The organism is Hydrogenophaga sp. (genome assembly GCF_018780075.1).
Lineage (GTDB): Bacteria > Pseudomonadota > Gammaproteobacteria > Burkholderiales > Burkholderiaceae_C > Hydrogenophaga.
In genome coordinates, this window is sequence record NZ_JADMKB010000009.1 from 98,180 (window position 1) to 124,109 (window position 25,930).

General features: G+C 69.3%; 25 protein-coding genes. 11 read left to right on the plus strand and 14 right to left on the minus strand.

What is annotated here, in order from left to right:
* The 3 genes from IV088_RS03270 (at nucleotide 1) to IV088_RS03280 (ending at nucleotide 2,679) form a co-directional block, all read left to right on the plus strand.
* Nucleotides 1-411 carry a hypothetical protein gene (locus tag IV088_RS03270; protein ID WP_291097662.1) on the plus strand — a complete coding sequence of 137 codons (411 nt, stop codon included), beginning with the start codon at nucleotides 1-3 and terminating at the stop codon, nucleotides 409-411.
* A 199-nt stretch (nucleotides 412-610) separates the two neighbouring features.
* A complete protein-coding gene (locus IV088_RS03275) occupies nucleotides 611-1,315 on the plus strand; it encodes a response regulator transcription factor (protein ID WP_291097664.1) in 705 nt (234 codons plus the stop codon).
* Entirely contained in the window at nucleotides 1,312-2,679 is a 1,368-nt protein-coding gene (locus IV088_RS03280; RefSeq protein ID WP_291097666.1) for a sensor histidine kinase, read from the plus strand. Before IV088_RS03275 ends, IV088_RS03280 begins: the two co-directional genes overlap by 4 nt.
* Nucleotides 2,680-2,685: 6 nt before the next feature.
* On the opposite strand, the gene IV088_RS03285 is transcribed toward IV088_RS03280, so the two are convergent.
* From IV088_RS03285 to IV088_RS03325, 9 genes are all read right to left on the minus strand, one after another.
* Complete coding sequence (locus IV088_RS03285) at nucleotides 2,686-3,780, minus strand: ABC transporter ATP-binding protein (RefSeq protein ID WP_291097668.1); 1,095 nt, start codon at nucleotides 3,778-3,780, stop codon at nucleotides 2,686-2,688.
* Between the two features lie 3 nt (nucleotides 3,781-3,783).
* Nucleotides 3,784-4,644 carry a carbohydrate ABC transporter permease gene (locus IV088_RS03290; protein ID WP_291097670.1) on the minus strand — a complete coding sequence of 287 codons (861 nt, stop codon included), beginning with the start codon at nucleotides 4,642-4,644 and terminating at the stop codon, nucleotides 3,784-3,786.
* A gap of 117 nt (nucleotides 4,645-4,761) precedes the next feature.
* A complete protein-coding gene (locus IV088_RS03295) occupies nucleotides 4,762-5,640 on the minus strand; it encodes a carbohydrate ABC transporter permease (protein ID WP_291097672.1) in 879 nt (292 codons plus the stop codon).
* Nucleotides 5,640-6,908, minus strand: coding sequence for an ABC transporter substrate-binding protein (locus IV088_RS03300; RefSeq protein ID WP_291097674.1), 1,269 nt, complete (start codon nucleotides 6,906-6,908; stop codon nucleotides 5,640-5,642). The genes IV088_RS03295 and IV088_RS03300 overlap by 1 nt, the downstream gene beginning before the upstream one ends.
* Before the next feature lie 99 nt (nucleotides 6,909-7,007).
* Nucleotides 7,008-8,258, minus strand: coding sequence for an ABC transporter substrate-binding protein (locus IV088_RS03305; protein ID WP_291097763.1), 1,251 nt, complete (start codon nucleotides 8,256-8,258; stop codon nucleotides 7,008-7,010).
* Nucleotides 8,259-8,409: 151 nt separating this feature from the next.
* Nucleotides 8,410-9,390: a glucokinase gene (gene glk / locus IV088_RS03310; RefSeq protein WP_291097676.1), complete on the minus strand. Its 981-nt coding sequence runs from the start codon at nucleotides 9,388-9,390 to the stop codon at nucleotides 8,410-8,412.
* A gap of 127 nt (nucleotides 9,391-9,517) precedes the next feature.
* Nucleotides 9,518-9,958, minus strand: a complete 441-nt coding sequence (gene trxC, locus IV088_RS03315; RefSeq protein ID WP_291097678.1) for a thioredoxin TrxC — start codon at nucleotides 9,956-9,958, stop codon at nucleotides 9,518-9,520.
* A gap of 79 nt (nucleotides 9,959-10,037) precedes the next feature.
* Complete coding sequence (locus IV088_RS03320) at nucleotides 10,038-10,232, minus strand: DUF2905 domain-containing protein (protein WP_291097680.1); 195 nt, start codon at nucleotides 10,230-10,232, stop codon at nucleotides 10,038-10,040.
* Between the two features lie 9 nt (nucleotides 10,233-10,241).
* Nucleotides 10,242-11,411, minus strand: coding sequence for an SAM-dependent methyltransferase (locus tag IV088_RS03325; RefSeq protein ID WP_291097682.1), 1,170 nt, complete (start codon nucleotides 11,409-11,411; stop codon nucleotides 10,242-10,244).
* On the opposite strand from IV088_RS03325, the gene IV088_RS03330 reads away from it, so the two are divergent.
* The 4 genes from IV088_RS03330 (at nucleotide 11,410) to IV088_RS03345 (ending at nucleotide 14,433) form a co-directional block, all read left to right on the plus strand.
* On the plus strand, nucleotides 11,410-12,201 hold the full coding sequence (locus IV088_RS03330) for an SDR family oxidoreductase (RefSeq protein ID WP_291097684.1): 792 nt from the start codon (nucleotides 11,410-11,412) through the stop codon (nucleotides 12,199-12,201). The genes IV088_RS03325 and IV088_RS03330 overlap by 2 nt on opposite strands.
* Before the next feature lie 12 nt (nucleotides 12,202-12,213).
* Complete coding sequence (locus tag IV088_RS03335; RefSeq protein ID WP_291097686.1) at nucleotides 12,214-12,597, plus strand: dihydroneopterin aldolase; 384 nt, start codon at nucleotides 12,214-12,216, stop codon at nucleotides 12,595-12,597.
* Between the two features lie 128 nt (nucleotides 12,598-12,725).
* Nucleotides 12,726-13,685 carry a tRNA 2-thiocytidine(32) synthetase TtcA gene (gene ttcA, locus IV088_RS03340; RefSeq protein WP_291097688.1) on the plus strand — a complete coding sequence of 320 codons (960 nt, stop codon included), beginning with the start codon at nucleotides 12,726-12,728 and terminating at the stop codon, nucleotides 13,683-13,685.
* Nucleotides 13,686-13,737: 52 nt separating this feature from the next.
* Nucleotides 13,738-14,433, plus strand: coding sequence for a DUF4136 domain-containing protein (locus IV088_RS03345; RefSeq protein ID WP_291097690.1), 696 nt, complete (start codon nucleotides 13,738-13,740; stop codon nucleotides 14,431-14,433).
* Nucleotides 14,434-14,628: 195 nt separating this feature from the next.
* Here IV088_RS03345 and IV088_RS03350 read toward each other — a convergent pair whose 3' ends face one another.
* Nucleotides 14,629-16,986: a PAS domain-containing sensor histidine kinase gene (locus IV088_RS03350; RefSeq protein WP_291097692.1), complete on the minus strand. Its 2,358-nt coding sequence runs from the start codon at nucleotides 16,984-16,986 to the stop codon at nucleotides 14,629-14,631.
* Nucleotides 16,987-17,096: 110 nt separating this feature from the next.
* On the opposite strand from IV088_RS03350, the gene IV088_RS03355 reads away from it, so the two are divergent.
* From IV088_RS03355 to IV088_RS03365, 3 genes are all read left to right on the plus strand, one after another.
* On the plus strand, nucleotides 17,097-17,735 hold the full coding sequence (locus IV088_RS03355) for a histidine phosphatase family protein (protein ID WP_291097694.1): 639 nt from the start codon (nucleotides 17,097-17,099) through the stop codon (nucleotides 17,733-17,735).
* The gene (locus IV088_RS03360) at nucleotides 17,719-18,885 is read left to right on the plus strand and encodes a DSD1 family PLP-dependent enzyme (RefSeq protein WP_291097696.1); all 1,167 of its coding nucleotides are present in this window, start codon (nucleotides 17,719-17,721) and stop codon (nucleotides 18,883-18,885) included. The genes IV088_RS03355 and IV088_RS03360 overlap by 17 nt, the downstream gene beginning before the upstream one ends.
* 61 nt (nucleotides 18,886-18,946) lie before the next feature.
* A complete protein-coding gene (locus IV088_RS03365) occupies nucleotides 18,947-20,674 on the plus strand; it encodes a lysoplasmalogenase family protein (protein ID WP_291097698.1) in 1,728 nt (575 codons plus the stop codon).
* A gap of 11 nt (nucleotides 20,675-20,685) precedes the next feature.
* On the opposite strand, the gene IV088_RS03370 is transcribed toward IV088_RS03365, so the two are convergent.
* The 3 genes from IV088_RS03370 to ruvB form a co-directional block, all read right to left on the minus strand.
* The gene (locus IV088_RS03370) at nucleotides 20,686-21,807 is read right to left on the minus strand and encodes a rhomboid family intramembrane serine protease (RefSeq protein WP_291097700.1); all 1,122 of its coding nucleotides are present in this window, start codon (nucleotides 21,805-21,807) and stop codon (nucleotides 20,686-20,688) included.
* Between the two features lie 85 nt (nucleotides 21,808-21,892).
* Nucleotides 21,893-22,846, minus strand: coding sequence for an SPOR domain-containing protein (locus IV088_RS03375; RefSeq protein ID WP_291097702.1), 954 nt, complete (start codon nucleotides 22,844-22,846; stop codon nucleotides 21,893-21,895).
* Nucleotides 22,847-22,877: 31 nt separating this feature from the next.
* Complete coding sequence (gene ruvB, locus IV088_RS03380) at nucleotides 22,878-23,936, minus strand: Holliday junction branch migration DNA helicase RuvB (RefSeq protein WP_291097704.1); 1,059 nt, start codon at nucleotides 23,934-23,936, stop codon at nucleotides 22,878-22,880.
* A gap of 136 nt (nucleotides 23,937-24,072) precedes the next feature.
* Here ruvB and IV088_RS03385 point away from each other — a divergent pair, with 136 nt between their 5' ends.
* A complete protein-coding gene (locus tag IV088_RS03385; protein WP_291097706.1) occupies nucleotides 24,073-25,230 on the plus strand; it encodes a carbonic anhydrase in 1,158 nt (385 codons plus the stop codon).
* 101 nt (nucleotides 25,231-25,331) lie between these two features.
* On the opposite strand, the gene ruvA is transcribed toward IV088_RS03385, so the two are convergent.
* Nucleotides 25,332-25,910, minus strand: a complete 579-nt coding sequence (ruvA, locus tag IV088_RS03390) for a Holliday junction branch migration protein RuvA (protein WP_291097709.1) — start codon at nucleotides 25,908-25,910, stop codon at nucleotides 25,332-25,334.
* Nucleotides 25,911-25,930 lie beyond the last annotated feature (20 nt).

Genomic DNA, 25,930 nt, shown 5'->3' on the forward strand with positions numbered 1-25,930 from the left:
ATGGCCAGCAACCCGTTCAACCCCGCCCTGCCCGAAGGCATCCGCCGTTTCGGTTTTCGCAAGTGGTACGAACGCGAGCTGCTCTCCAGCCACGCCCACATGGCGCTGGCCCTGGTGTCGGCGGTGGCGCTGATCGCCAGCTTCGAGGCCTTCAAAGGCGGCAGCTGGGGCGAAAAGCTGATCGACACGGCCTTCGTGCTGATCTGTGCCAGCGTCTCGCTCTGGGCGCTGCGCCGTTACCTCTACCTGTTGATGCACGCCGAAGAAATGGCCAACCAGGCCAACTGCGGGCAATGCAAGGCCTATGGCCTGTTGCTGCTGGACAAGGCGGCCCCGGCCGAACGCGCGGCCCGTCTGGTGCCGGTGTGCTGCAAACGCTGCGGGTTTCGCTGGAACATGGAAGACGCGTGAGGTAAAGCCCCCCGCGCCGCTTCGCGTCACCCCCCTCTCTCGCCTTCGGCGGGAGGGGGACGGCACTGGCCGTCCGGCAGAGCCGGCCCGGCGGTGCCCTTGAGTTGCACTGTTTCATGCGGCACAGGTGGCGCTCCGGCCCCATGCAAAGCTGGTTGAGCGAGTGGACCTGCGTCAAAAGCCCGGATAATTTGGCCGCATGGCCCACCTGCTGATTGTTGAAGACGACGAACTGCTGCGCGACGGACTGAGCGCCCAGCTCATGCAGGCGGGTCACCGCATCGACACCGCCGCCGACGGCGAGCAGGCGCTGGAGCGCCTCCAGAACGACGCGTTCGAAGGCGTGGTGCTCGACCTGGGCCTGCCCAAGCTGGACGGCCTCACGGTGTTGCGGCGCCTGCGCCTGCGCCTGCCCGCCCTGCCGGTGCTCATCCTCACCGCGCGCGACGGCATCGAGGACCGGGTCGAAGGCCTCAACGCCGGGGCCGACGACTACCTCACCAAACCCTTCAACCGCGACGAGCTGCTGGCCCGCCTGCAGTCGATGCTGCGGCGCGCCAGCCTGCCCGCCTTCGGCCCTGCCGCCCCCCCGCCCCCACCGGCCACCGGCAGCCTGCGCGTGGACCCGGTGCTGCCGCGCGCCTGGCTCGGCAACGAGGCCATCGAACTGACCCAGCGCGAGTGGTCGCTGCTCGACCTGCTGGTGCGCCACAGCGGGCAGGTGGTCAGCCGCGAAGACGTGCTGGCGGTGTGGCAGTCCGAGCCGGGTGAAGCCGGCGGCGTGGCGTCCAACGCGCTGGAGGTGTACGTGCACCGCCTGCGCCGCAAGCTCGCGGGCTCCACGCTCAACATCCGCAACATCCGCGGCCTGGGCTACCTGCTCGAATCGGCCAGCGCGCCATGACGGCCGGCGTGCCGGGCCTGTCGCTGCGCCGTCAGCTGCTGATCTGGCTGCTGCTGCCGCAGCTGGTGCTCTGGGCCGGCGGCGGCCTGCTGGCCTACCGCATCGCGCTGTCGTACGCCGAGAAGGGCATCGACCAGTCGCTCACCCAGTCGGTGCGGGCGCTGGCGCGCCAGGTCAAACCCATCGGCTCCGGCCTGCTGATCGACTTTCCGCGCGCCGCGCAGGACGTGCTGGAGCAGGACCCGGACGACCGCATCAGCTACATGGTGTCGTCGCCCCCGGGCCAGTTCCTGCTGGGCAACCAGCGGCTGCCGCAACCCGAAGGCCTGGTCGCGGTGCCTGGCGAGCCCCTGCTCTACAGCGCCACGTTTGAAAAACGGCCGATGCGGTTTGTGGCCATGGACCTGAACTACGGCGAAGACAACGCGCCACAGACCATGCGCGTGCAGGTGGGCAAGAGCCTGGCGGTGCAGCAGCGCATCGCGCGCGAGCTGATCGCCGACATGCTGGCGCCGCTGCTGGCGGCCGGCGTGCTGCTGAGCCTGGCGGTCTACGGAGGCATCCAGCGCGGCCTGGCGCCGCTGACGCGCCTGACCGCGCAGCTGGAGAACCGCTCGGTCAACGCGCTCTCGCCCATCGGCATGACGCAAGCGCCCAACGAGGTGCACGCCCTGGTGCAGGCCATCAACGGCCTGCTCGACGAGGTGGCGCGCAACGTGAACCAGGAAAAACGCTTCATCAGCGACGCCGCCCACCAGTTGCGCACGCCGCTGGCCGGCCTGATCAGCCAGGTGGAACTGGCGCAGCGCGAAAACAGCGACCCGGTGGTGGGGGCGCGCCTGAACAAGGTGCGCACCGGCGCCGAGCGCAGCGCCCACCTGGTGCACCAGCTGCTCACCCTGGCGCGCACCGAAACCACGGCCCGGCGCGAGACGCTGGACCTCGCCGCGCTCGCCCGCGAGGTGGCCCGCGAATGGACCCCCAAGGCCGTCGCGGCGGGGGTGGACCTGGGCTTCGAAGGCAACGACCACCGCGAGCTGCAGGGTGACGCCCTGCAACTGCGCGAAGCCATGGCCAACCTGATCGACAACGCCCTGCGCTACACGCCGCGCGGCAGCGCGGTCACGCTCAAGGTCGAGGCCCATGGCGACCGGACCTGCCTGATCGTCGAAGACAACGGCCCGGGGCTCAGCGACGGCGACATGGCGCATGTGTTCCAGCGCTTCTGGCGCGCCAGCGAACAACCCGGCGGCTGCGGCCTGGGGCTGGCCATCGTGCGGGAGATCGCGCGGCGCCACGGCGGTGACGCACTTGTGGAGCGCGTCGAGCCCCATGGGCTGAGGGTCGTGCTGACCCTCAGCTGAAGGACTTCACGGCGCGTGGTGCGCGTCCATCTCCTTGAGGCGCACGCCCGTCTGGTGGTCGAACCAGTTGTTGTGGCGACCGCTGACCGTCATGCCGGCGCTGTCGCCGACCTGGATCTTGGTGTTGGCCGGGGCGCGCACCGTCATCAGACCCACGGCCGTCTTCACCACCACGTAGGTGTCGGCACCGGTGGGCTCCACCAGCACCACCTCGCCGCGCCAGGGCGCGTCGTCGCTCAGGTGGATGTGTTCGGGCCGCTGGCCCAGCGTCACCTGCGGCACGTCCGGGCAGGGCAGGTCCAGCGAACCGCCCACGAACACGAACTTGCCGCTGTCACCCGCGCGCTCCACCTTGCCGGGGATGAAGTTCATGGTGGGTGAGCCGATGAAGCCCGCCACGTAGGTGTTGGCCGGGCGGCGGTAGATCTCGTCGGGCGTGTCGATCTGCTGCAGGATGCCGTCTTTCATCACCGCGATGCGGCTGCCCAGCGTCATGGCCTCGATCTGGTCGTGCGTCACGTACACGGTGGTGATGCCGCTCAGGTGGTGAAGGCGCTTGATCTCGGCGCGCATCTCCACGCGCAGCTTGGCGTCGAGGTTGGACAGCGGCTCGTCGAACAGGAACAGCTGCGGGTCGCGTGCCAGGGCGCGGCCCATGGCCACGCGCTGGCGCTGGCCGCCCGAGAGCTGGGCCGGGCGGCGGTCCAGCAAGTGGCTGATCTGCAGCAGCGCGGCGACCTCTTCGATGCGCTTCCTGCGCACCTCGACCGGCACCTTGCGCATCTCCAGCGCGAAGCCGATGTTGTCGGCCACGGTCATGGTCGGGTAGAGCGCGTAGCTCTGGAACACCATGGCGATGTCGCGCTGGGCCGGCGCCATGCCGATCACGTTGTTGCCGGCGATGTGCAGTTCACCCTCGGTGGGCTCCTCCAGACCGGCAATGATGTTGAGCAGGGTGGACTTGCCGCAGCCCGAGGGGCCGACCAGGATCAGGAACTCGCCCGGCGCGACGTCGATGTCGATGCGCTTGAGCACCTCCACCGTCTTGTCGCCCTTGCCGAACGCCTTGCGGATGCCTTTGATGTGCAGAGAAGAAGCCATGTGTTATCCCTTCACGGCGCCAGCCGTGAGACCTTTGACGAAATATTGACCGGCGAGCACGTACACCAGCATGGTGGGCAGGCCGGCGATGATGGCCGCGGCCATGTCCACGTTGTAGGCCTTGACGCTGCTGGTGGTGTTGGCCATGTTGTTGAGGCCCACGGTGACCGGCTTGCTGTCGGCGCCGCTGAAGGCCACACCGAACAGGAAGTCGTTCCAGATGTTGGTGAACTGCCAGATCAGCGTGACCATCATGATGGGCGTGGACATGGGCACCACGATGCGCCAGAAGATGCGCCAGAACCCGGCGCCGTCGATGCGCGCGGCGTTCACCAGCTCGCGCGGCACGGCGGTGTAGTAGTTGCGGAAGAACAGCGTGGTCCCGGCCATGCCCGCCAGGCAGTGCACCAGCACCAGTCCCGCGATGGAGCTGGAGATGCCGAGCCAGCCCAGCACCTGGCTCATGGGCAGCAGCACCACCTGGAAGGGCATGAACACGCCGAACAGCAGGAAGCCAAACAGCACCTCGGAACCCCGGAACTTCCACATGCTCAGCACGTAGCCGTTGATGGCGCCCCAGGCGGTGGAGATCAGCACCGCCGGCACGGCCATGATCACCGAGTTCCAGAAGTAGGGCTGCAGGCCGCGGCAGTCCACCCCGGTGCAGGCGGTGGACCAGGCCAGACGCCACGATTCGAAGTTCAGGCTGTGGGGCAGGCTCAGCAGGTTGCCCGAGCGGATCTGCTCGGCGTCCTTGAGCGAGGTCGCGACCATCACGTACAGCGGCGCCAGGAAAAACAGCGCGGCGACCAGCAGCAGGCCGTAGACGAACAGGCGACCGAGTGAAAACGATTTGGCAGTCATGACAAGCACCCGGCGAGAAGGGTTTGACCAAGGGCACCCGTGGAACCGGCTTCGCCGGGCCACCAGGTGCGTCCCCCCTTCAGGGGGGAAGACGCGAAGCGGCGCAGGGGGGTGTGCTTACCTGTCATGGGGTTTGCTCCGCAGTTCGCTGTACAGATAGGGAACCACAATCGCCGCCACGGTCGCCAGCATCATGGTGGCGCTGGCCGCGCCCAGACCGATCTGGCCGCGCGTGAAGCTCATGGTGTACATGAAGGTGGCGGGCACGTCGGTCGCGAAACCGGGGCCGCCGGCGGTGAGCGCCATCACCAGGTCGAAGCTCTTGATCGACAGGTGCGAGAGCACCAGCACGGTGGAGAAAACCACCGGCCGCAGGATCGGCAAAATGATGCGCCAGTAGATCAGCGGCAGCGAGGCGCCGTCGATCTGAGCGGCCTTGATGATGCTGTCGTCGATGCCGCGCAGGCCCGCGAGGAACAGCGCCATCGCAAAGCCGGCCGACTGCCAGATGCCCGCGATCACCACGCAGTAGATCGCGTAGTCCGACTGCACCAGCCAGTCGAAACTGAAGGTCGTCCAGCCCAGGTCCTGCATGAGCTTCTGCAGGCCGTCGCTGGGGTTGAGGATCCACTTCCAGGCGGTGCCGGTGACGATGAACGACAGCGCCATGGGGTAGAGGTAGATGGTGCGCAGCAGGCCTTCGGCGCGGATCTTCTGGTCGAGAAAGATCGCCAGCACCATGCCCACGGCCATCGAGCCGCCCACATAGAGCACGCTGAAGATGCCGAGGTTTTTCAGGGCCACGTACCAGCGGTCCATTTCCCAGAGCGCGGCGTACTGGTCCAGGCCCACGAAGTTCTCGTAGTTGGGCAGCATGCGCGAGCCGGTCAGCGAGAGCACGCCGTTCCAGATCATGAGCCCGTAGATGAAGGCGAAGCCCAGCACGAAGGCCGGGGTGATCACCAACTTGGGCAAGAGGGTTTCAAAGGATTTCATCAGTGGGATTTCTGCGATGGGGCCGACAGGGCCGTCAGCTGGCTTTGCACCTCGCTCACCGTGAGCTTGTCGTTGTTCCAGAAGTCCGACACCAGCTTGCGCATGGACGCTTGCTGGGCCGGGGTGAGTGCCATGCCGTGGGCCACCGAAGGCACCAGGGCGCCGCTGCGCGAGGTGGCGGCGAAGTCGCGGGCCGACACCTTGGCGCAGTCGTCGAAACGGTCCAGCGGCATGTTCAGGCGCACCGGGATCGAGCCCTTGCGCAGGTTGAAGCGTTCCTGGAAGTCCTTGCCCATCAGCAGGTAGGCGAGGTAGCCCTGCGCCTTCTGCGCTTCCCAGCCCTTGAGCTGGAACATGGCGAAGGAATCCACGTTGTAGGTGTAGGCCTCGGCCGTGCCCGGCGCGGGCACACAGAGGAAGTCCTTGCCGGGGGTCTGGCCGGCGGCGATGAACTCGCCTTTGGCCCAGTCGCCCATGAACTGGAAGCCGGCCTTGCCGCCGATCACCAGTTCGGTGCTCAGGTTCCAGTCGCGCCCGGGGGACGCGGCGTCGGTGTAGGGCTTGATGCGGCGCATCAGTTCGAGCGAGCGCCGCATGGCGTCGCCCGACAGCGCGGCGGGTTCGAGGTTGACCAGCGCGCGGGTGTAGAGCGCCGGGCCGCCCACGCCGAGCACGATGGACTCGAACAGCGTGAAGTCCTGCCAGTCCTGGCCGCCATGGGCGACCGGGATGAAGCCCGCCGCGCGGATGCGGTCGGCGGCGGCGAAGAATTCGTCGAAGCTGCGGGGTGCGGACGCCACGCCCGCCTTGCGCAGCACGGCGGCATTGGCCCACAGCCAGTTCACGCGGTGCACATTGACCGGCACCGCCACGTAGCGGCCCTTGTGCTTCATCTGGTCGGCGACCACCTTGGGCAACACGTCGTCCCAGCGGTCGAACGAGGCCATGGCGTCGAGGCTGGTCAGGGCGTTGAGCGCGGCCCATTCCTGGATCGCCGGGCCTTTGATGTTGGCGGCCGCGGGCGGCTGGCCCTGGAGCACGCGCTCGCGCAACACGGCCATGGCGTTCTGGCCGCCACCACCGGGCACGGTGAAATCTTTCCAGGTGTGCCCGCGCTGGGCCATCGAGGCCTTGAGCTCGGCCACCGACTTGGCTTCGCCACCGGACGTCCAGTAGTGAAGCACCTCCACCTCACCCGCGATGGCGGGCGCACCCACCAGCAGGGTGATCGCCGCCAGCGCGCGTTGCAGAACGGCAGCCAGGGTCATGGACATGATGGAAAAAAAGGGGGCAAAAAAGACCTGTCCGGGCCGACACGGCGCCGGACAGGTGTTTCGGAGGGCACCACGCGGTGCCCGGGCACACGCTTACTTGGTCGCTGCGGCTTTGGCGATGTTCTTCACACCGTCGGCCACCGAGATCTTGTCGTCGTTCCAGAACTGGCTCACGGCGTCCTTGATGGCGCCTTCGGCGGCGGGCGCAATGGCCATGCCGTGGGCGATCGAGGGCACCAGGCCACCACTCTTGGCGGTGTCCACGAAGTCCTTGCTGGAGAGCTTGGCGCAGTCGTCGAACTTGTCCATCTTCATGTTCAGGCGGACCGGGATGGAACCCTTGTTCAGGTTGAACACTTCCTGGAACTCGGTGCCCATGATGGCCGCGGCCAGGTCGCCCTGGGCCTTCTGTGCGGTCGCGTCCTTCAGCTTGAACATGGCGAAGGAGTCCACGTTGAAGGTGTAGGCGTTGGCCGTGCCGGGCGCGGCGGCGCAGATGTAGTCCTTGCCGGGCACCTTGCCGGCGGCCGAGAACTCGCCCTTGGCCCAGTCACCCATGAACTGGAAGGCGGCCTTTTCCTGGATCAACATGGCCGTGGCCAGGTTCCAGTCGCGGCCGGGGGCGGCCGGGTCGGTGTAGGACTTGATCTTGCGGAAGGTTTCCAGCGACTTGGTCATGGTCGGGCTGGTCAGGGCCTTCTGGTCGAGCTTGACCATCGCATCCTGGTAGAACTTGGCGCCACCAACACCCAGCACCACCGATTCAAAGGTGGTGAAGTCCTGCCAGTTCTGGCCACCGTGCGCGACGGGAATCAGGCCGGCTTTCTTGACCTTCTCGGCGGCGGCAAAGAACTCGTCCCAGCTCTTGGGCGCGCCCGTCACACCGGCCTTTTTCAGCACGGCGGCGTTGGCCCACATCCAGTTGACGCGGTGCACGTTGACCGGCGCGGCCACGTAGTTGCCCTTGGACTTCATCACGTCGGCCACCACCTTGGGCAGCAGGCTGTCCCACTGCTCGGCCTTGGCGACGGCGTCCAGGTTGGCCAGCACGCCTTCGGCGGCCCACTCCTGGATGGCCGGGCCCTTGATCTGGGCGGCGGCGGGTGGGTTGCCCGACACGACACGGCTCTTGAGCACCGTGGCGGCGTTGTCACCACCACCACCGGCGACCGCGAAGTCTTTCCACACATGGCCCTTGGCCTGCATGATTTTTTTCAGCTCGGCAACCGACTTGGCTTCGCCGCCCGAGGTCCAGTAGTGCAGGACCTCCACTTCACCGGCCAGCGCCGCAGAGCCGGCCACGGTGAGGGCCACGGCCATCGCGAGTTTCGAGAGTTTCAGCATCATGTCTCCAGATAAGAAGGGGTTGCTGCTTGGGCCAGGGGCCGCAGCGGTGTTCCATCCAGAGAGACACCATGCCACCCCGGAGGCATTAATTTTTCATTAATTAATCTTCCGGGGCATCGGGAAAAACCCGAGGTCACGTCACAAAGTTTCAGCCTGCCGAACCGAGGGCGCGCGCGGCGCCCATGAGGGCCGGCGACTGGGTCGAGGTGATCACCCACACGGGGATGCCCGACAGCAGGCCGGTGAAGCGGCCCTTGTTTTCAAACCGCTCGCGAAACGGAGAGCCATCGAACCAGGCGCCCAGGCGCGGCACGATGCCCCCGCCCACGAAGACCCCGCCCCGCGCGCCCAGGGTGAGCGCCAGGTTGCCCGCCACCGAGCCCAGCATGGCGCAGAAGAGGTGCATGGTTTCCAGCGCCTGCGGGTGCCCTGCCTTGAAGGCCGCGTCGCTGACGGCCGCGGCGCTCTCCAGCCCCTGGGCGGTGACGCCGTCGGCCTCGCACAGGATGGCGCAGGTGTCCACCAGGCCCTGGCCGCAGCACACGCGCTCGGTGGAGGCGTGGCCGTAGCGCCGGATCAGGCCGTCCATCACCAGGCGCTCGCGCGCCGTGGTGGCCGGCAGCGTGACGTGGCCGCCCTCGCCTTCCAGCGGAATCCAGCCCCCGAACCCGTCGGGCACCAGCCCCGACACACCGAGCCCGGTGCCGGCGCCGACCAGCCCCATGGCCACGCCCGGCGCCGCCGCACCGCCGCCGACCTGGCGCAGCTCGTCGGCCGGCAGGTCGGGCAAGGCGAGCGCGAGCGCCGTGAAATCGTTGAGCAGCCGGAAGGTCTTCAGGCCGAACTCGGCCACCACGGCCGACTGGGCAAACGACCAGTGGTGGTTGGTCATGCGCACCTGGTCCCCGGTGATGGGGTTGGCGATCGCCATGCCCACGGCCGCCGGCGCCCCACGGCCCAGGCCGTCGATGTAGGTGCGCATGGCGTCCTGCAGCCGGGGGTAGTCCGCGCAGGGCAGGATGCGGATGTCCGAGATCGGGGCGCCGGGGGCCGCTTGCCAGGCAAAACGGGCGTTGGTGCCGCCGACGTCGGCCAGCAGGCGGGCGGTGTCAGGTTGGTTGGGGGACATGGGTGAGGGCTCCACAGGTGCTGACCCGGCACGGTACCCGATACCGGCCAAGGGCGACAGGGGATTATGCCGAACCCGTAACCAAGTTACACCCCGGAAGCCGCGCTGGGGGCGGCGGCCCCGGCGTTCAGGCGCGCTGCGAGCGCGCCCAGCGCACGATGTCGGCCGCGCCCATGGCGCCAGGCTGGCGCGCGACCTCGCGGCCGTTCACGAACAGCGCCAGCGTCGGGATGCTGCGGATGTTGAGCCGGGTGGCCAGGGCCTGCGCTTCTTCGGTGTTGACCTTGGCCAGCCGCATCTGCGGCTCCAGCTGCTGCGCGGCCTGCTCGAAGGCCGGGGCCATCGCGCGGCAGGGGCCGCACCAGGGCGCCCAGAAATCGACCAGCACCGGGACCTGCGAGCGCGCGATGTGTTTCTCGAACGCCGCCTCGTCCAGCGCCGCCGGGTGGCCGGTGAACAGGGGCTGGTGGCATTTGCCACAATCCGGGTCGCCGCCCAGATCGGCATGGGCGACGCGGTTGGTGGTGTGGCAGTGAGGGCAGACGATGTGCAGGGAATCGGTGGTCATGCAGAGGGCTCCGGACGGGTTTCCATGCAGTTGGGCGCCGCAGCACCGATTTCAAGACACCCCTTGGGGTATCAACCCCTCAGAGGATCCGTCCGATCAGGCTGGCCACGAAGCTCAGCAGGATGGTGGTCGTCAACGGAATGAACCACTCGCGACCGAAAGCGCGGAAGCGCAAATCGCCCGGCAGCTTGCCAAAGCCCAGCTTGTGCAGCAGCGGCGTGAACCAGCTGATCAGCAGCAGGGCCAGGAAGATGACGATCATCCAGCGGATCATTCGCGGACCCTACAGCCGGTGGGTTCTGTCACCGGCGGTGAACCCGATCGGGTCCCAACCGGTTTCGCTGCCAGCGGGCGCCAGCGCGATCACCTTGAACAGCTCGCCCATCTCGTGTTCGTTCACCAGCTTGCCGAGCATCGCGTTCTCGCGCGGGCCAGCGTCTTTCGCCACGTCCAGCAAGCCACAGTTGATCAGGAAGCGCCCTTGCGAGGTGTAGCCCAGCACGCTCATGCCGGCGTCCTGCGCCGCAAGCGCGACGCCGGTGAAGTTCACATGCGCGGTGATGTCCTTCTCGCCCACATCGGCCAGCGGGTGATCGTCGCTCCGGTGGGCGCGGTGGCAGATCAGCGTGCCCATGTGGCGCTGCGGGTGGTAGTACTCGGCCTCGGGGAAACCGTAGTCGACGAAAAACGCCGCGCCGCGCCGCAGGCGATCGGCCAGCGTGCGGATGAAGGCCTCGCCTTGCGGGTGGATCTCGGTCAGGTAGTTCTGCGGGCCTTCGATGTCCAACGGCGGGCGCAGGTCGGTGGGCCACTCGGCCCAGCCCAGCGCGCCGTCTTCGTTCAGCACCACACCGCGCTCGTGCCATTGGCCGTCGGCCTGCCCGCCGATGCGCACCAGCAACTGCACCGGCATCGCGTCCAACACCTCGTTGCCGAGCACCACCCCCTCGAACGTTTCGGGCAAGGCCTCGACCCAGTGCACCCGGTCGGCGTGCGCGGCCAGCGTGGCGCGCTGGCGCTCGCGCAGGCTGCCCGAGAGATCGATGATGGTGTAGCGGCGCGGCGCCTGGCCCAGTTCGCTCAGCGCGTCCAGCACCTGCAGGGCCAGCGCGCCGGTGCCGGCGCCGAACTCCCACACCTCGTCGGTGCCGGTGGCGGCGAGCGCCTGCGCCACCTGGCGCGCCAGCGTGTGGCCAAACAGCGGCGAGAGCTCGGGCGCGGTCACGAAGTCGCTGCCCTGCCCCGCCACGCCCTCGGGCATTTGCCCGAATTTGGGGTTCTGGTTGGCGTAATAGCCCAGCCCCGGCTCGTACAGCGCCATGGCCATGAAGCGGTCGAACGGCAGCCAGCCACCCGACGCACGGATGGCCTCGCGCAGGCGCGCCAGCAGGGCGCTCGTTAAACTTGTCGGTTCGCTCACAGATTCGGTGTTCACCCTGACATTGTCCGCCATGCCCCGCGCCGCTTCCGCCCCCTCCCACGCCCACCGCACCGTGCTGGTCACCGGCGCGGGCAAGCGCCTGGGACGCGAGATCGCGCTCACGCTGGCGCGCACCGGCTGGAACGTGGCGGTGCACCACCGGCAATCGGCCACCGAGGCGCAACAGACCGCCGCCGACTGCGACGCCCTCACCGGCCGCCCCGGGAGCGCCGCGCCGTTCTTTGCCGACCTGGGCGGCGAGGCCAGCGTGCGCGCCCTGCTGCCCGCCGTGGTCGCGCACTTTGGCCAGGTGGACGCGGTGGTCAACAGCGCCTCGCTGTTTGAACACGACAGCGCGCAGAGCTTTGGCTTTGCCACGATGGACCAGCACCTGCGCACCAACACCGGCGCCGCCATCCTGCTCGCGCAGGCGCTGCACGCGCACCTGCAGGACAGCGGGCGCGACGGCGCGGTGGTCAACCTGCTGGACCAGAAGCTCTGGAACCAGAACCCCGATTTTTTCAGCTACACGCTGTCCAAGGCCGCGCTCGAAGCCGCCACCACCATGCTCGCCATGGCGCTGGCGCCGCGCGTGCGCGTGGTCGGCGTGGCTCCGGGCCTCACGCTCACCAGCCACCTGCTGAGCGACGACAAATTCGCCGAACTGCACCGGCAGTCGCCGTTGGGCCGCTCGTCCACGCCCGACGACGTGGCCGCGACCGTGGCCTTCGCCCTGACCAACCGCTCCATCACCGGCACCACGCTGCTGGTGGACGGCGGTCAGCACCTGATGCGCTTCGAGCGCGATTTTTCGCTGATGTGATCGGCGCACCCCATGACCACACCCCAAGCGCCGCAGGCCGGCACCCAGATCCTGGCCCTCACCGGCCTGCGCTTTGACGCCAACCTCGGCATCCTGGAGCGGGAAAAGACCACCCCACAGCCGATCCAGGTGGACGCCGAGCTCAACCAGGGCACCCAGCCGCTGCTGCCGCACGACGACGACATCTCCCACGTGCTCGACTACCGCAAGGTGCGCCAGATCATCATCGACGAGTGCACCGCCGAACACGTGAACCTGCTGGAGAGCCTGATCGGCAAACTCACGCGCCGCCTGATGCAGCTGCCCGGCGTGATCGGCGTGCGCGTGAAGATCGCGAAACTTGAGATTTTTGAGGATTGCGAAGTCGCGATCCGCATGGAAAGCGGGGAGTGGTAAGGCGCCCCCCGCAGCGCTTCGCGCTCCCCCCCAGGGGGCAACGCTGGCGGCCCGGCGGAGCCGGTTCCGCGGCGTTCCCGGTGGCCTTCCCCTCGTTCGCAAGAACTGTTTTCAATTGAGCTGTTGACATGAACCCCGAAAAAGTTGCCCACGAGAACCACAAGCTGGAAAAGCGCCTGTGCCGCGAGGTCGGCCGCGCCATCGTGGACTTCAACATGATCGAAGAGGGCGACCGGGTCATGGTCTGCGTCTCGGGCGGCAAGGACAGCTACGGTCTGCTCGACATCCTGCTGAAGCTGCAGGCGCGCGCGCCCATCAGCTTCGAAATCATCGCGGTCAACCTGGACCAGAAGCAGCCGGGCTTCCCCGACCACATCCTGCCCGAGTACCTGGCGAAACTCGGTGTGAAGCACCACATCGAGACGCAGGACACCTACTCCATCGTCAAGAAGGTGATCCCCGAGGGCAAGACCATGTGCAGCCTGTGCAGCCGGCTGCGCCGCGGCATCCTGTACCGGGTGGCCAAGGAGCTGGGCGCGACCAAGATCGCGCTCGGCCACCACCGCGACGACATGCTGCAGACGCTGTTCCTCAACATGTTCTTCGGCGGCAAGCTCAAGGGCATGCCGGCCAAGCTGGTGAGCGACAACGGCGAGTTCATGGTGATCCGCCCGCTGGCCTACGTGCCCGAGAAAGACCTGATCCGCTGGGCCGAGGTCAAACAGTTCCCCATCATTCCCTGCACGCTCTGCGGCAGCCAGGAAAACCTGCAGCGCAAGCAGGTGGGCAACATGCTGCGCGACTGGGACAAGAAATTCCCCGGCCGGCTGGAGAACATGCTCACCGCGCTGCAGAACGTGGTGCCCAGCCACCTGATGGACCGCAAGATCTTCCCGTTCGCGGCCCTCGAAGTCACGGGCGAGGCCGACGAAGACGGCGACAAGGCGTTCGACGACGAGGAACTGCCACCGCTGGTGCCGCCCGTCGACGCGGACGCCGACGGGCCGCTCGACGCCGCGCCCGCGGCCCACCCACCCGTTGGGAACGAAAGCCGCACGCGACCGGTCATACCGATCGGCGTGGCCTGAGGCCCGTCGCCCATTCCGCCCAGGGGCGGGCCATCCCGCTGGAGAATCCGCGATGCACACCGACACCCCTTCTTTGATGCCACGCCGCTGGACCGCCGCCGCCACGCTCGTGGCCCTGCTGCTCGGCGGCTGCGCGAGCACCTACCGGGTGGACAGCCAGGTCGAGAGTTTTGCGCGCTGGACCGACACGGGCAGCGCTTCGGGCACCGCGGCCACCGCGCCAGCGGCCCTGCCCCAGGCGCCCCAGACCTACCGTTTCGAGCGACTGCCCTCGCAGCGCGAAGGCGACGGCGCGGCGGCCGCCCGGCAAAGCACCCTCGAATCGCTCGCTCGCGATGCGCTAGCCCCCCTGGGCTGGACGGCGGTGGATGGCAACGCCCCATCGCCCTGGACGGTGCAGGTCAGCGCCAGCGGCCAACGCCAGGTCCGTTCCCCCTGGGACGATCCGTGGCCCCAGTTCTGGCCGATGTTTGGTTTCGGCCTGGGCGGGCAAGGCACGCGCGTCGGCGGCCAGCTGGTCTGGGGCCCCATGTTTCCGTACCACGAACCGCCTTACTACGAGCGCAAGGTGTCGCTCGTGGTGCGCGAGACCGGCAGCGGGCGGGTGGTCTACGAAACCCGCGCCGCGCACGACAGCCGCTGGAACGACTCACCCGCCCTCTGGCGCGCCATGATCAGCGCCGCGTTGCGCGACTTCCCCCTGCCACCGGCGGGCGTGCGCGAAGTGATCGTGGACCTGCCCCGCTGAAGCAGGCGCAGCGGCGGCGCGTGAGGGCACCTCGTTTCGCTGCAGGGCCGCCCCAAAGCGAAACAGCCCCCTCGGGGGGCAGGACCCGCGCAGCGGCGGAACGTTGGGGCCCTCGTTTCGCCGCCGGGCCGCCCCAGGGCGAAACAGCCCCCTCGGGGGGCAGCGACCCGCGCAGCGGCGGAGCGTGGGGGCACTTCACTCCGGGTCGAGCAACTGACGAACCGACTCGGCCAGCGCGTCCATGCTGTCCTGCTTGCCCAGCACATCGCTCACGCCCACCACATGTGCCTCGTTCACCAGCGACTCGTTCACGTGGCCCGACACGATGGCCATGCGCTGCGAAGGCCGCAGTTCGCGCACCGCGCGCACCAGATCGACACCACTCATGCCCGGCATGTTCTGGTCGGTCACCAGCAGGTCGACGGGTTCCTGCGCGCGGCGAAACCAGTCCAGCGCCTCTTCGCCCGACACGAAGGTGGTCACGCGGTAGCCGTGCTTGCGCAGCAGGCGCCCCGCCAGAAACACCAGCGCCTCGTAGTCGTCCACATACACGATGTGGCGCCCCGCGGCCGCCGGGGCCGGCACCGGGCCGGACACCGGCACGGACGGTGCTTCGGCCGTGGCCGCGGTCGAGGCCAGCGGCAGGTACACGTCGAAGCGCGCGCCCTCACCCGGCACGCTGTGCACCGCGATCGCTCCCCGGTGGGCCTTGACGATGCCGTGCACCACCGACAGGCCGAGCCCGGTGCCGCTGCCCGGCGCCTTGGTGGTGAAAAAGGGCTCGAAGATGCGGCGCTGCGTGTCGGCGCTCATGCCCGGGCCGTTGTCGGCCACGCTGAGGCAGACGTAAGTCCCCGGGTCGATGCTGCCCAGCCTCAGGGCCAGCGCCGCGTCCACCGGGGTTTCGCGCAAGGCCACGGTGATGTCGCCCGGCTTCGCGCCCATGGCTTGCCAGGCGTTGGTGCACAGGTTCATGAGCACCTGCTGGATCTGCGTGGCGTCGGCCAGCACCGGCATCGCGGCGGCGCCCAGGCGCGTGTTCAGGTGCACGCCCGCCGGCAGCAGTGAACGCAGCAGGCGCAGGGCGTCTTCCACCAGCGGCAGCAGCGGCTGGCGTTGCAGCTCCTGCGTCTGCCGTCGGCTGAAGGCGAGGATCTGCTGCACCAGCTGGCGCGCACGGATCGCGGCGCGGCTGATTTCGGTCAGGCTTTCCTGCGCCAGGTGGTCGGGCCCCACGTCCTCACGCGCGAGCGCCAGGTTGCCCAGGATCGCAGCCAGCAGGTTGTTGAAGTCGTGCGCCACGCCACCGGCCAGCGTGCCGATGGCTTCCATCTTCTGCGATTCGCGCAGCTGCGTCTCCAGCGCCCGCTGATGGGCTTCGGCGGCCTTGAGATCGGAGATGTCGGTGTGCGTGCCCACCATGCGCAGCGGCCGACCCTGGCCGTCACGGGCGATCACCATGCCGCGCGAGAGCACCCACTTCCAGCTGCCGTCCTTGCAACGGATGCGGTGCTCGTTGCGGTAGACCGGCATGTGCCCGTCGAAGTGGGCGGCACGGTCGGCCAGCATCTGCGGCACGTCGTCCGGGTGGGTACGGCCATCCAGCTCGTGGGCCCCGCGGAGCAGCTCGTCGTCCGCGTACCCGTACATGGCCTTGATGCGCGGCGACACGTACTCCTCCCCGGTGCCGATGTTCCAGTCCCACACGCCATCGCCCGCGCTGTCCAGCGCCAGCTTCCACAGCGCCTCGCTTTCGTGCAGGGCGATCTCGGCCCGCTTGCGGTCGGTGATGTCGAGCAGCAGCCCCACCCGCACCTGCCCGCCCGCCTCGCGCGCCACCGTGTCCGAGCGCCGGTACAGCCAGCGCTCGGTGCCGTCGGGCAGGACGATGCGGTACTCGAACCCGATGTCCGGCAGACCGTCATGGATGCGGCGGATGTGGTCGGCAAACCGGGGCGCGTCGTCGGGATGGCGGTAGCGCGAGAGCACGTTCGGGTCGCGCAGCACGTCCTCCGGCGTGAGCCCGTAAATCTGCCGCACCCCGGCGCTGACGAAGCGGTACGCGGGATCGCCCTCGTCGGGCACGTGCACCACGAAGACCATGCCGGGAATCTGGGTGGTCAGCAGGCGAAGGCGCTCTTCGCTGCGTGCAAGCGCCTCCTGCGCCTGCACCCGTTCGGTGATGTCCTCCACGGTGCCTTCGTAGTAGAGAACCGCACCCGCCGCGTCACGCACGGCGTGGGCATTTTCATTGATCCACAGGTGCCTACCGTCGGCGTGGCGCACCACTTCCGAGACCAGGCCGCGCACGTACCCGTCGCGCGCCAGCAGCGCTTGAAAATGCGCACGCTGCTCCGGCGCCACATACCAGTCGCTGTGGGCCCGGTTCACATCGATCAGCATGGTGCGTTCGTCTTCATAGCCGTTGATGCGCACCAGTGCCGGGTTGGCCAGCAGCATCTCACCCGCAGCCGAGCTGCGGTAGGCACCGATGGGAAGGAACTGGAACAGCGAGGAAAAGTCCGGTGCCGGTGCCGGTGCGGATGAGGACATGCCCGTATTCTGGGCGAAACACCCCGCCAGTGCTCGCGCTGCCGGGTGTTCAGACCCCGGGTGAACAGCTAAAGTGCAGGCCAATCCCGCCTTTTTTTGACAGGTTCCCCTTGCAAGTCACCCGCATCCTCGCCGTGCGCCACGGCGAAACCGAATGGAACCGCGACACCCGCATCCAGGGCCACACCGACATCGGGCTCAACGCGCGCGGTCGCCGCCAGGCCGAGCTGCTCGCGCGGGCCCTGCGCGACGAACCCATCGCGGCCTTCTACGCCAGCGACCTGAGCCGCGCCCTGGAGACCGCACAGGCGGTGGCCCGAACGCGCGGGCAGACCGTGGCCACGCACACCGGCCTGCGCGAGCGCGCCTTCGGCCGCTTCGAAGGCCAGACCTGGGCCGACCTGGAGGCGCGCTGGCCCGAGGACGCGCTGTCCTGGCGCAAACGCGTGCCCGACTTCGTGCCCGCGGGCGGCGAGTCGCTGCTGCAGTTGCGCGAGCGCGTGGTCGCCACGGTCGAAGAACTGGCCGCGCAGCACCCCGGCGAGCAGGTGATGATGGTCGCGCACGGTGGTGTGCTGGACATCCTCTACCGCGCCGCGACCCGGCTGGAGCTGCAGGCGCCGCGCAGCTGGGACCTCTCCAACACCGCCATCAACCGCCTGCTCTGGTCGCCCGAGGGCCTGAGCCTGGTGGGCTGGGCCGACACCTCGCACCTGCAGGACGGATCGCTCGATGAAAGCACCACCTGAGCGCTGGCCCCACGCGCAGGCGTGGGTCGGCCAGGGCGTGGCCGCCATCGACACGCCCTCGCTGGTCATCGACCTTGACGCCATGGAGCGCAACCTCGCGCGCATGGCCGCGTTCGCGCGCGAGCGCGGGCTGCGCCTGCGGCCCCACGCCAAGCTGCACAAAAGCGCCGAGCTGTCCCGGCTGCAGATGGCGCAGGGCGCGGTCGGCGTATGCGTGCAGAAGACCGAAGAGGCCCTGCGGCTCGCGGCGGCGGGCGTGGGCGACATCTTCATCAGCAACGAGGTGATCGCGCCGGCCAAGCTGGCGCGGCTGGCTTCTGCGGTGCGCGAACGGACCACCCGGTTCGCCATCGCGGTGGACTGCGCGGAGGGCATTGACCGGCTGGCGGCGGCGCTGCACGGCGCGGGCGTGACCGAGGCGGCGGCCATCGACGTGTTCGTCGAAATCGACGTCGGCCAGGGCCGCTGCGGCGTGGCGCCGGGCGAGGCGGCGCTCGCGCTGGTGCGGCGCATCCACCAGCACCCGGCGCTGCGCTGGGCCGGCCTGCAGGCTTACCACGGCGGCGCGCAACACCGGCGCGGCGCGGCCGAACGCGCGGAGACCATCGCCGCCTCGGCCCAGGCCGTGCGCCACACGCTCGATGCGCTGCGCCAGCAGGGTTTCGAGGCCCCGCTGGTCACGGGCGCGGGCACCGGCAGCCTGGTGCACGAGGCCGCCAGCGGCCTTTGGGGCGAGCTGCAGGCAGGCTCTTACCTGTTCATGGACGCCGACTACGCGGCCAACGAACGAGACGCGGCATCGCCGGTGTTCGAACACGCGCTGTTCGTCAAATCACAGGTCATGAGTTGCAGCGCCGACCGCGCCATCTGCGACGCCGGCCACAAGAGCCACGCCATCGACAGCGGCCTGCCGCAGGTCGCGCACCCCGCCGGCCTGGTGTTCGCCAACGGCGGTGACGAACACGGCGTGCTGCGCACCGCCGCCGCCGGCGCGCCGCTGCCCGCGCTGGGCGACACGGTCTGGCTGATCCCCGGCCACTGCGACCCCACGGTCAACCTGCACGACTTTTTTGTCGGTGTGCGCGGCGGCCTGAGCGACGGCCGCGTCGAGCGCCTGATCACCATCGACACGCGCGGCGCGCTGACATGAGCGCCGCCCGGCCGCTCCGAAGGCGCTCAGCACCGCAGTGCGAAGCACGGAGGGTAGCCCAGTGAGCCCGAGCCAGGTCATCGTTCTGGCCACACCGGTTTTTCTCCTGCTCATCGCCATCGAGTTCGCCGTCGGCCTGCGCCGGGGCCACAACACCTACCGCCTGTCCGACGCGGTCTCCAGCATCGGCCTGGGCATGCTGAGCCAGGTCGCGGCCGTGTTTGCCTTGCTGCTGCGCCTGGGCATCTACACCGCCGTGTACACCCACGCCGCCCTGTGGCCCGACACGGGCTTCTGGACCACGCCGGTGGGCTGGCTGCTGGCGCTGCTGGTCTACGACTTCCTCTATTACTGGAACCACCGCCTGGGCCACCGGGTCGGTGTGCTCTGGGCCGCGCACGTGGTGCACCACCAGAGCCAGCACTACAACCTCTCCACCGCGCTGCGCCAGCCGGTGAGCTACCCGCTGCTGGGCTGGGTGTTCTACCTGCCGATGGCGCTGGCTGGCGTGCCGCCGCTGGTGTTCGTCGTGGTCGGGCTGATCGACCTGCTGTATCAGTTCTGGATCCACACCGAGCAGATCGGTTCGATGGGCCGCTTCGACCGCTGGTTCGCCTCGCCGTCCAACCACCGCGTGCACCACGGCGTGAACGATCGATACGTGGACAAGAACTACGGCGGCATCCTGATGCTGTGGGACCACCTGTTTGGCACCTTCGAGCCCGAAGACCCGCGCGAGCCCTGCGTCTACGGCACGCGCAAGCCGCTGCAGAGCTGGGACCCGGTCTGGGCCAACCTGGAGGTGTACGCCGCGCTCGCTCGCGACAGCGGGCGCGCCACGCGCTGGGGCGACAAGCTGCGCCCCTGGCTCAAGCCCCCGGGCTGGCGTGCGGCGGACGTGGCGGCGAAGCACCCGGTTGCGGCCTTTGACATCGCGGCCGTGCAGCGCTTCGACCCGCCGGTCGGGCGCGCCGTGCAGGTGTTTGCTGCGCTGCAGTTCGCGGCGCTGCTGGGCGGCGTGGCGCTGTTCCTCTGGCATGCCGACAGCCGACCCCTGCTGCACAACGCCAGCGGGGCCGGCGTGCTGCTCGCGGGCCAGTGGGCGCTGGGCGCGCTGCTGCAGGGGCGCATCACGGCGGGCGAGCTGCTGCTGATCGAATGCGCGGCCCTCTCTGCGGCCACCGCAGCCACGGGCTGGACCACGCTGCACTGGGTGTTCAAGCCGCTGACCATGGGCATCGCGCTGGCCCTGGTGATGACGCACCGGCACTCGCGGCCGGATGCCCCGGGCAACGCCTGGCTGCTGGCCGCGCTGCTGGCGTCGCTCGCGGGCGACGTGGCCCTGATGCTCGACGGCTTGTTCATTCCCGGCCTGGTGGCCTTCCTGCTGGCGCACATCGCCTACACCCAACGCTTCCGGCAGGACACGCCCTGGCTGCCCCGGCGCCGCGTCTGGGCCGGCGTGAGCGCGCTTGGGGCGCTGGTGTACGCGCTGCTGTGGGCCGGCGGGCTGCCGCCCGGGTTGCGGTTGCCGGTGGCGGTCTATGTGTTGGCGATCACGCTGATGGCTTCGCAGGCGCTGGGGCGCGCCAGCGTGTGGCGCGATGGGCCGTCATGCCTGGTTGCTGCCGGCGCCCTGTGCTTCATGGTGAGCGACACGCTGCTGGCCATCAACCGCTTCATCACGCCCCTGCCCGCATCGGCGCTCTGGGTACTCGGCAGCTACGGCGCCGCGCAGTGCCTGATGGTGATGGGCCTGCTGCGCGCACGGGGCGCCACGCCCGCCTGATCAGTTCGGCTTCAGTTCGGCTTTTTCGCGCTGCGGTCTTTCAGCCGCTGGTCCACGGCCGTGAGCAGCGTCGACAGTTCGGCCATCCGCGGCCGCGCCTGTGCCGGGTCCACGGTGCCACGCGCCATGCCCACTTCCAGCTCCATCATTTCCAGCAAGTACACGTTGCGGTGCCTCAGGTCGTCCAGCAAAGGCAACGGCGGCGTGGCCTGCACGCGGTCCATGGTCTGCACCACGCCACGTACCGCCGGGATGTGGCGCTGCTCCAGCGCGTCAAGAAACCGGTCGTGCGGCAGACGCCCTTCCTTCCTGGCCTGGGCGTCCTGCTGCAGCGCCTTCTCGGCCGCCTGCAGCGGCGGCAACACCTCGCGCAGCATGGCCTGGTTGCCGAACAGCTCGCGGTGGTCCACCCCGGGCTGGGCGGACCACACGAGACCACCCACACCCAAGGCGGTCACGGCCACCGCCAGCACCTGGTGGCCGAAGCGTTGCGTGACGCTGGCGCGCTCGTCCACCAACTCGATCAGCAGCCAGGCGATGACGACGCCGGCCACCAGACCGCCGACGTGGGCCGCGTTGTCGACGCCCGACCGGGTGAAGCCCTGCGCCAGCATGAAGACCACAAAGAGCCCCTGGCTGGTCAGCAAGCGCGTGGCCATCGCTTTGGGCACCCGCTCGCGGTGCTGGTACACCCCCGCCGTCAGCGCGCCCAGCACGCCGAACACCGCGCCCGAGGCGCCCACCGACACCGCCTGCTGCGCCGAAAAATGCAGGCTGAGCGCGCTGCCCGCGAGCGCAGAGCCGAGGTAGATCAGCAGGAACTGCCCATTGCCGAACCAGCGGCAGACCTGGCGCCCGGCGTCCCACAGCGCGACCATGTTCAGCGCCAGGTGCATCACCCCGGCGTGCAGCACGGTGGCGGTGAGCAGGCGCCACCACTCGCCGTCGCGCACCACCGCCGTGGCCGAGTTGGCGCCCCAGGCGAACAGCTCGGCCGAGCTCGGCTGCATCGCGTTCACGCCTTGCAGCAGGTTCAGCAGCCACACAGCGACGTTGACCACCATCACCGCATACAGCGCCCAGGTGGACGGGGTGCGCGCGTGCAGGCGCTGGTGGAAATCAGCGTTTCTCACAGCGGCTTCCCCACCCGTCCGCTGCGCCGGGACGCGCGGAACACCTTCATCCTCCTGGGGTTGTGTGTGCCCGTTGAACCGCAGGTCACGGTGCGTAGACCCGGGCCTCCAGGCCCAGCGCCCGAACGGTCTTGGCGGCTGCTTCGGCCTGTTCGGATTGATCGAACGGCCCCACCCGAATGCGGGTGAGCGGCCCTCGCGCCGACTCGACGGGATCGTCCAGCACGGGCAAGCCCGCCTCGGCCAAGCGCGCCTTCACCCGTTCGGCGTTGCCCGCCACGGCAAACATGCCGACGTTGACCCCAAAACCGCGGGGCCGGGGGCGGATGCCCGGGGCCTCGGGAGCGGCAGGCCCCGGCGCAGCGGCCGGCGAGGCCACCGGGTGCTCGACCACGGGTTCGAGGTCAGGTTCAGGCTTGGGCAGCGCCGGCTGGGTGGCGGCGGGCGGCGGCACGGCGGCCGCGCTGGCGGCGGGTGGCTGTGCCGGCCGAGGCGCCGCGCTGGCGGGCTCGCCCGCTGCCACGGGCGCCCGCCACAGTTGCCAGACCACCCCGGCCAGCAGCGCCACCGCCAGGGTCACCGCCGCGGCGACCCCCAAGCCCCGAAGGCGCCACGCATTCTCTGAGCGCTCCAGCCGCTCCAGGGCCTCTTTGAAGGTCTCGGCCTCCTCGACAGCAAGCTTCGCGCGCTGGCGCAGGCCACCGTGCAGCCAGGCCACACCCCACAGCCCGGGCAACGCGCACCACAGCCCACAGAACGTCGCCGTCAGACCGACCCGCACGCCCACGGGCACACCGTCTGCGCGCGCCCAGAGCCAGCCCAGCGCGCCCGCCCCGGCGACCGCCAGGCTGGCCTGAGCGAGCACAGCGTCCCACAAGCGCCAGTAGACCAGCCACGCCAGGTTGCCCACCGCCGCGCGCGGGCTCCAGACCGCCCCCGAGCGACCACATGCCTCAAAAACGGTGAAGAAAGGCAGGTAGGCTCGGGCACCAGCCGGCCCGAGCGCCGCCCGGTACAGCGCCTCGGTGCCAGGCGGCATGCCGGTGGTGTGGTCCCAACCCCTTGGCACGTCAGCTCGCGTCCGGGAACAGGTGATCGCCCGACTGCGGGGGCATCACACCAAGGTGTCGGTAGGCAGCCAGCGTGGCGATGCGCCCGCGTGGCGTGCGCTGCAGGAACCCCTGCTGGATCAGGTAGGGTTCGATCACGTCTTCGATCGTGTCACGCTCTTCGCCGATGCTGGCGGCGATGTTGTCCAGCCCCACCGGCCCACCGTCGAAGCGGTGGATCACGGCCTCCAGCAGCTTGCGGTCCATCAGGTCAAAACCTTCGGGGTCCACGTCGAGCATGGCCAGCGCGCGGTTGGCGATGTCGGTGGTGATGCGGCCAGTGCCTTTCACGTCCGCGTAGTCGCGCACGCGGCGCAGCAGGCGGTTGGCGATGCGGGGCGTGCCACGCGAGCGGCGCGCGATCTCGAAGCCGCCGGCCTCGTCCATCGGCGCGTGGAGCAGGCCGGCGCTGCGCCGGACGATCAGCGCCAGCTCGTCGGCGGTGTAGAACTCCAGCCGCGCCACGATGCCGAAGCGGTCGCGCAGCGGGTTGGTCAGCATGCCGGCGCGCGTGGTCGCGCCCACCAGGGTGAAGGGCTGCAGGTCCAGCTTGATGCTGCGCGCCGCCGGCCCCTCGCCGATCATGATGTCGATCTGGTAGTCCTCCAGCGCGGGGTAGAGGATTTCCTCGACGACCGGGCTGAGCCGGTGGATCTCGTCGATGAACAGCACGTCGTTGGGTTCGAGGTTGGTCAGCAGCGCCGCCAGGTCCTTGGGTTTTTCCAGCACCGGCCCGCTGGTCTGGCGCAGGTTCACGCCCAGCTCCTGCGCAATGATGTGGCTGAGCGTGGTCTTGCCCAGGCCGGGCGGGCCGAACAGCAGCACGTGGTCCAGCGCCTCGCTGCGCTTCTTGGCCGCGCCGATGAAGATCTCCAGTTGCTCGCGCACCTTCTGCTGGCCCACGTATTCGTCCAGCAGCTTGGGCCGCAGCGCGCGCTCGATCGCCTCTTCCTTGGGCGACACGGCGGCGGCGGACACCACACGGGGCGAGGGAGCGAAATCGTCGGTCTGGATGCTCACGGCAGGGGCGTCGGTTGGGAACAGCGGGGCGGTCACTGACTATACAGGCCACCCCCCGCAGACGGCCGCTCAAGTCGGTGATCGCCGCTGCCGATACACCGGCAACACCGTCTCACGCACGAACCCTGCCCCCGCCATGAAAACGCCCTCCGCACTCCGCCTGTCCGCCCCGCTGTCCTTGCTCGCGGTGGCGGCGCTGTGCGGCCTGGCCGGCCCCGCCGCCGCCAGCGACGCCGCGGCGCCCCCTGCGGCGGCCGCGCACGCCGAGCCCCGCCCCGCCGCCACCGCCAAGCCCCAGGCCGCCCACCCGGCGGCCGGTGGCGACCGCTCGACCGAGACGCTGGCGGCGGCCAGCCGCATCAAGGCCGCCCTCGACGCCAGCGGCAGCCCCAAAAGCGGGGTCTCGCTGGTGATCGGCGAACCCGCACGCGCGCCGGCAGGCGGCCCCGCGGTCGCCTCGGCACCGGCTGCCGAACCGCAGGCGCCGGTCACCGCCAGGCCACGCGTCAGGCTCCACGCCGCGGCCGCCACCGCCCCAGACCACAACCGGGCCGTCGCCGCCATCCGCAGCGGACACGCGGCCCCCGAAGCCCGGGGCGCCAAAGGCCACGACCCCCACTGGTCCTACGAGGGCGAACACGGCCCCGAGCACTGGGCCGGCGTGAAACCCGAGTTCGACACCTGTGCCGTCGGCAAGCGCCAGTCGCCCGTGCACATCCAGGACACCGGCACCCTCCAGGGCCCGGCCGAGCCGTTGCAGTTCGACTACCGCCCCACCGGCGGCAGCGTGGTGAACAACGGCCACACCATCCAGGTCGATCTGGAGCCCGGCAACACCCTGAGCGTGCGCGGCTCGACCTACCAGCTGCTGCAGTTCCATTTCCACCACCCGGCGGAAGAGAAGGTCAATCACAAGGGTTTCTCGATGGTCGCGCACCTGGTGCACAAAAACCCCGAAGGCCAGCTCGCCGTGGTCGCCGTGCTGATCGACCCGGGCGCGGCCAACGAACTGGTGCACAAGGTCTGGACCCACATGCCGCTGGACACGGGCGACCGCGTGCGCCTGCCCGCCGGTCTGCTCGACATGAACGCCCTGCTGCCGCCAGACCAGCGTTACTACCAGTTCATGGGCTCACTCACCACACCGCCCTGCACCGAAGGCGTGCTGTGGAACGTGATCAAGGCACCGGTGACGGTCAGCAAGGACCAGTTGAGGCTGTTTGCCCAGCTGTTCCCCAACAATGCCCGCCCTGTGCAGGCGCTCAACGGGCGGGTGGTGCGGGACGCGCAGTAAAGGAGGACTCCCCCCGCGCCGCCTGCGGCGCCACCCCCCAGGGGGCAACGCGTTGCGGCCCGGCAAAGCCGGTTCCGCCGCGTTCCCGGCTGGACTTCCCCTTACTTCGCCAGCGCCTTCAACGCCAGCTTGATGCCCTCGCTCACCCCCACGCCCGCGGGCAGGGCCTTGAGCGCGGCGACCGCGTCCTTTTCGTTGTAGCCCAGCGCCATCAGCGCCTGCTGGATGTCGCTGGCCGCGTCGCCCACGGCGGTGGCGCCACCGGACAGCGGCAGGTCGGCGCCGAGCTTGCCCTTGAGTTCGAGCAGCAGGCGCTCGGCGGTCTTCTTGCCGATGCCGGGCACCTTGACGATGCGCGCCCCGTCCTGCGCGGTCACGGCCTGCGCCAGGTCACCCACGCTCATGCCCGAGAGCACCGAGAGCGCGGTGCGCGGACCGATGCCGCTGATCTTGACGAGCTGGCGGAAGGCCTCGCGCTCGGCGGCGCTGCCAAAGCCGTAGAGCAGCTGCGCGTCTTCGCGCACCACGAAGTGCGTCAGCAGCGAGATTTTTTCGCCCAGCGCGGGCAGGTTGTAGAAGGTGCTCATGGGCACGTCCACCTCGTAACCCACGCCGTGGCAGTCGATCAGGATCTGGGGCGGATTTTTCTCCAGCAGCGTGCCGGTCAACTTGCCTATCATTGAAGACCTTTCATTGGACT

What these genes read in the sequence shown, in the direction of transcription:
- IV088_RS03270 (WP_291097662.1), top strand. Translation starts at nt 1, where the DNA reads ATGGCCAGCAACCCGTTCAACCCCGCCCTGCCCGAAGGCATCCGCCGT.
- IV088_RS03275 (WP_291097664.1), top strand. Translation starts at nt 611, where the DNA reads ATGGCCCACCTGCTGATTGTTGAAGACGACGAACTGCTGCGCGACGGA.
- IV088_RS03280 (WP_291097666.1), top strand. Translation starts at nt 1,312, where the DNA reads ATGACGGCCGGCGTGCCGGGCCTGTCGCTGCGCCGTCAGCTGCTGATC.
- IV088_RS03285 (WP_291097668.1), bottom strand. Translation starts at nt 3,780, where the DNA reads ATGGCTTCTTCTCTGCACATCAAAGGCATCCGCAAGGCGTTCGGCAAG.
- IV088_RS03290 (WP_291097670.1), bottom strand. Translation starts at nt 4,644, where the DNA reads ATGACTGCCAAATCGTTTTCACTCGGTCGCCTGTTCGTCTACGGCCTG.
- IV088_RS03295 (WP_291097672.1), bottom strand. Translation starts at nt 5,640, where the DNA reads ATGAAATCCTTTGAAACCCTCTTGCCCAAGTTGGTGATCACCCCGGCC.
- IV088_RS03300 (WP_291097674.1), bottom strand. Translation starts at nt 6,908, where the DNA reads ATGACCCTGGCTGCCGTTCTGCAACGCGCGCTGGCGGCGATCACCCTG.
- IV088_RS03305 (WP_291097763.1), bottom strand. Translation starts at nt 8,258, where the DNA reads ATGCTGAAACTCTCGAAACTCGCGATGGCCGTGGCCCTCACCGTGGCC.
- glk (WP_291097676.1), bottom strand. Translation starts at nt 9,390, where the DNA reads ATGTCCCCCAACCAACCTGACACCGCCCGCCTGCTGGCCGACGTCGGC.
- trxC (WP_291097678.1), bottom strand. Translation starts at nt 9,958, where the DNA reads ATGACCACCGATTCCCTGCACATCGTCTGCCCTCACTGCCACACCACC.
- IV088_RS03320 (WP_291097680.1), bottom strand. Translation starts at nt 10,232, where the DNA reads ATGATCCGCTGGATGATCGTCATCTTCCTGGCCCTGCTGCTGATCAGC.
- IV088_RS03330 (WP_291097684.1), top strand. Translation starts at nt 11,410, where the DNA reads ATGCCCCGCGCCGCTTCCGCCCCCTCCCACGCCCACCGCACCGTGCTG.
- IV088_RS03325 (WP_291097682.1), bottom strand. Translation starts at nt 11,411, where the DNA reads ATGGCGGACAATGTCAGGGTGAACACCGAATCTGTGAGCGAACCGACA.
- IV088_RS03335 (WP_291097686.1), top strand. Translation starts at nt 12,214, where the DNA reads ATGACCACACCCCAAGCGCCGCAGGCCGGCACCCAGATCCTGGCCCTC.
- ttcA (WP_291097688.1), top strand. Translation starts at nt 12,726, where the DNA reads ATGAACCCCGAAAAAGTTGCCCACGAGAACCACAAGCTGGAAAAGCGC.
- IV088_RS03345 (WP_291097690.1), top strand. Translation starts at nt 13,738, where the DNA reads ATGCACACCGACACCCCTTCTTTGATGCCACGCCGCTGGACCGCCGCC.
- IV088_RS03350 (WP_291097692.1), bottom strand. Translation starts at nt 16,986, where the DNA reads ATGTCCTCATCCGCACCGGCACCGGCACCGGACTTTTCCTCGCTGTTC.
- IV088_RS03360 (WP_291097696.1), top strand. Translation starts at nt 17,719, where the DNA reads ATGAAAGCACCACCTGAGCGCTGGCCCCACGCGCAGGCGTGGGTCGGC.
- IV088_RS03375 (WP_291097702.1), bottom strand. Translation starts at nt 22,846, where the DNA reads ATGCCGCCTGGCACCGAGGCGCTGTACCGGGCGGCGCTCGGGCCGGCT.
- IV088_RS03385 (WP_291097706.1), top strand. Translation starts at nt 24,073, where the DNA reads ATGAAAACGCCCTCCGCACTCCGCCTGTCCGCCCCGCTGTCCTTGCTC.
- ruvA (WP_291097709.1), bottom strand. Translation starts at nt 25,910, where the DNA reads ATGATAGGCAAGTTGACCGGCACGCTGCTGGAGAAAAATCCGCCCCAG.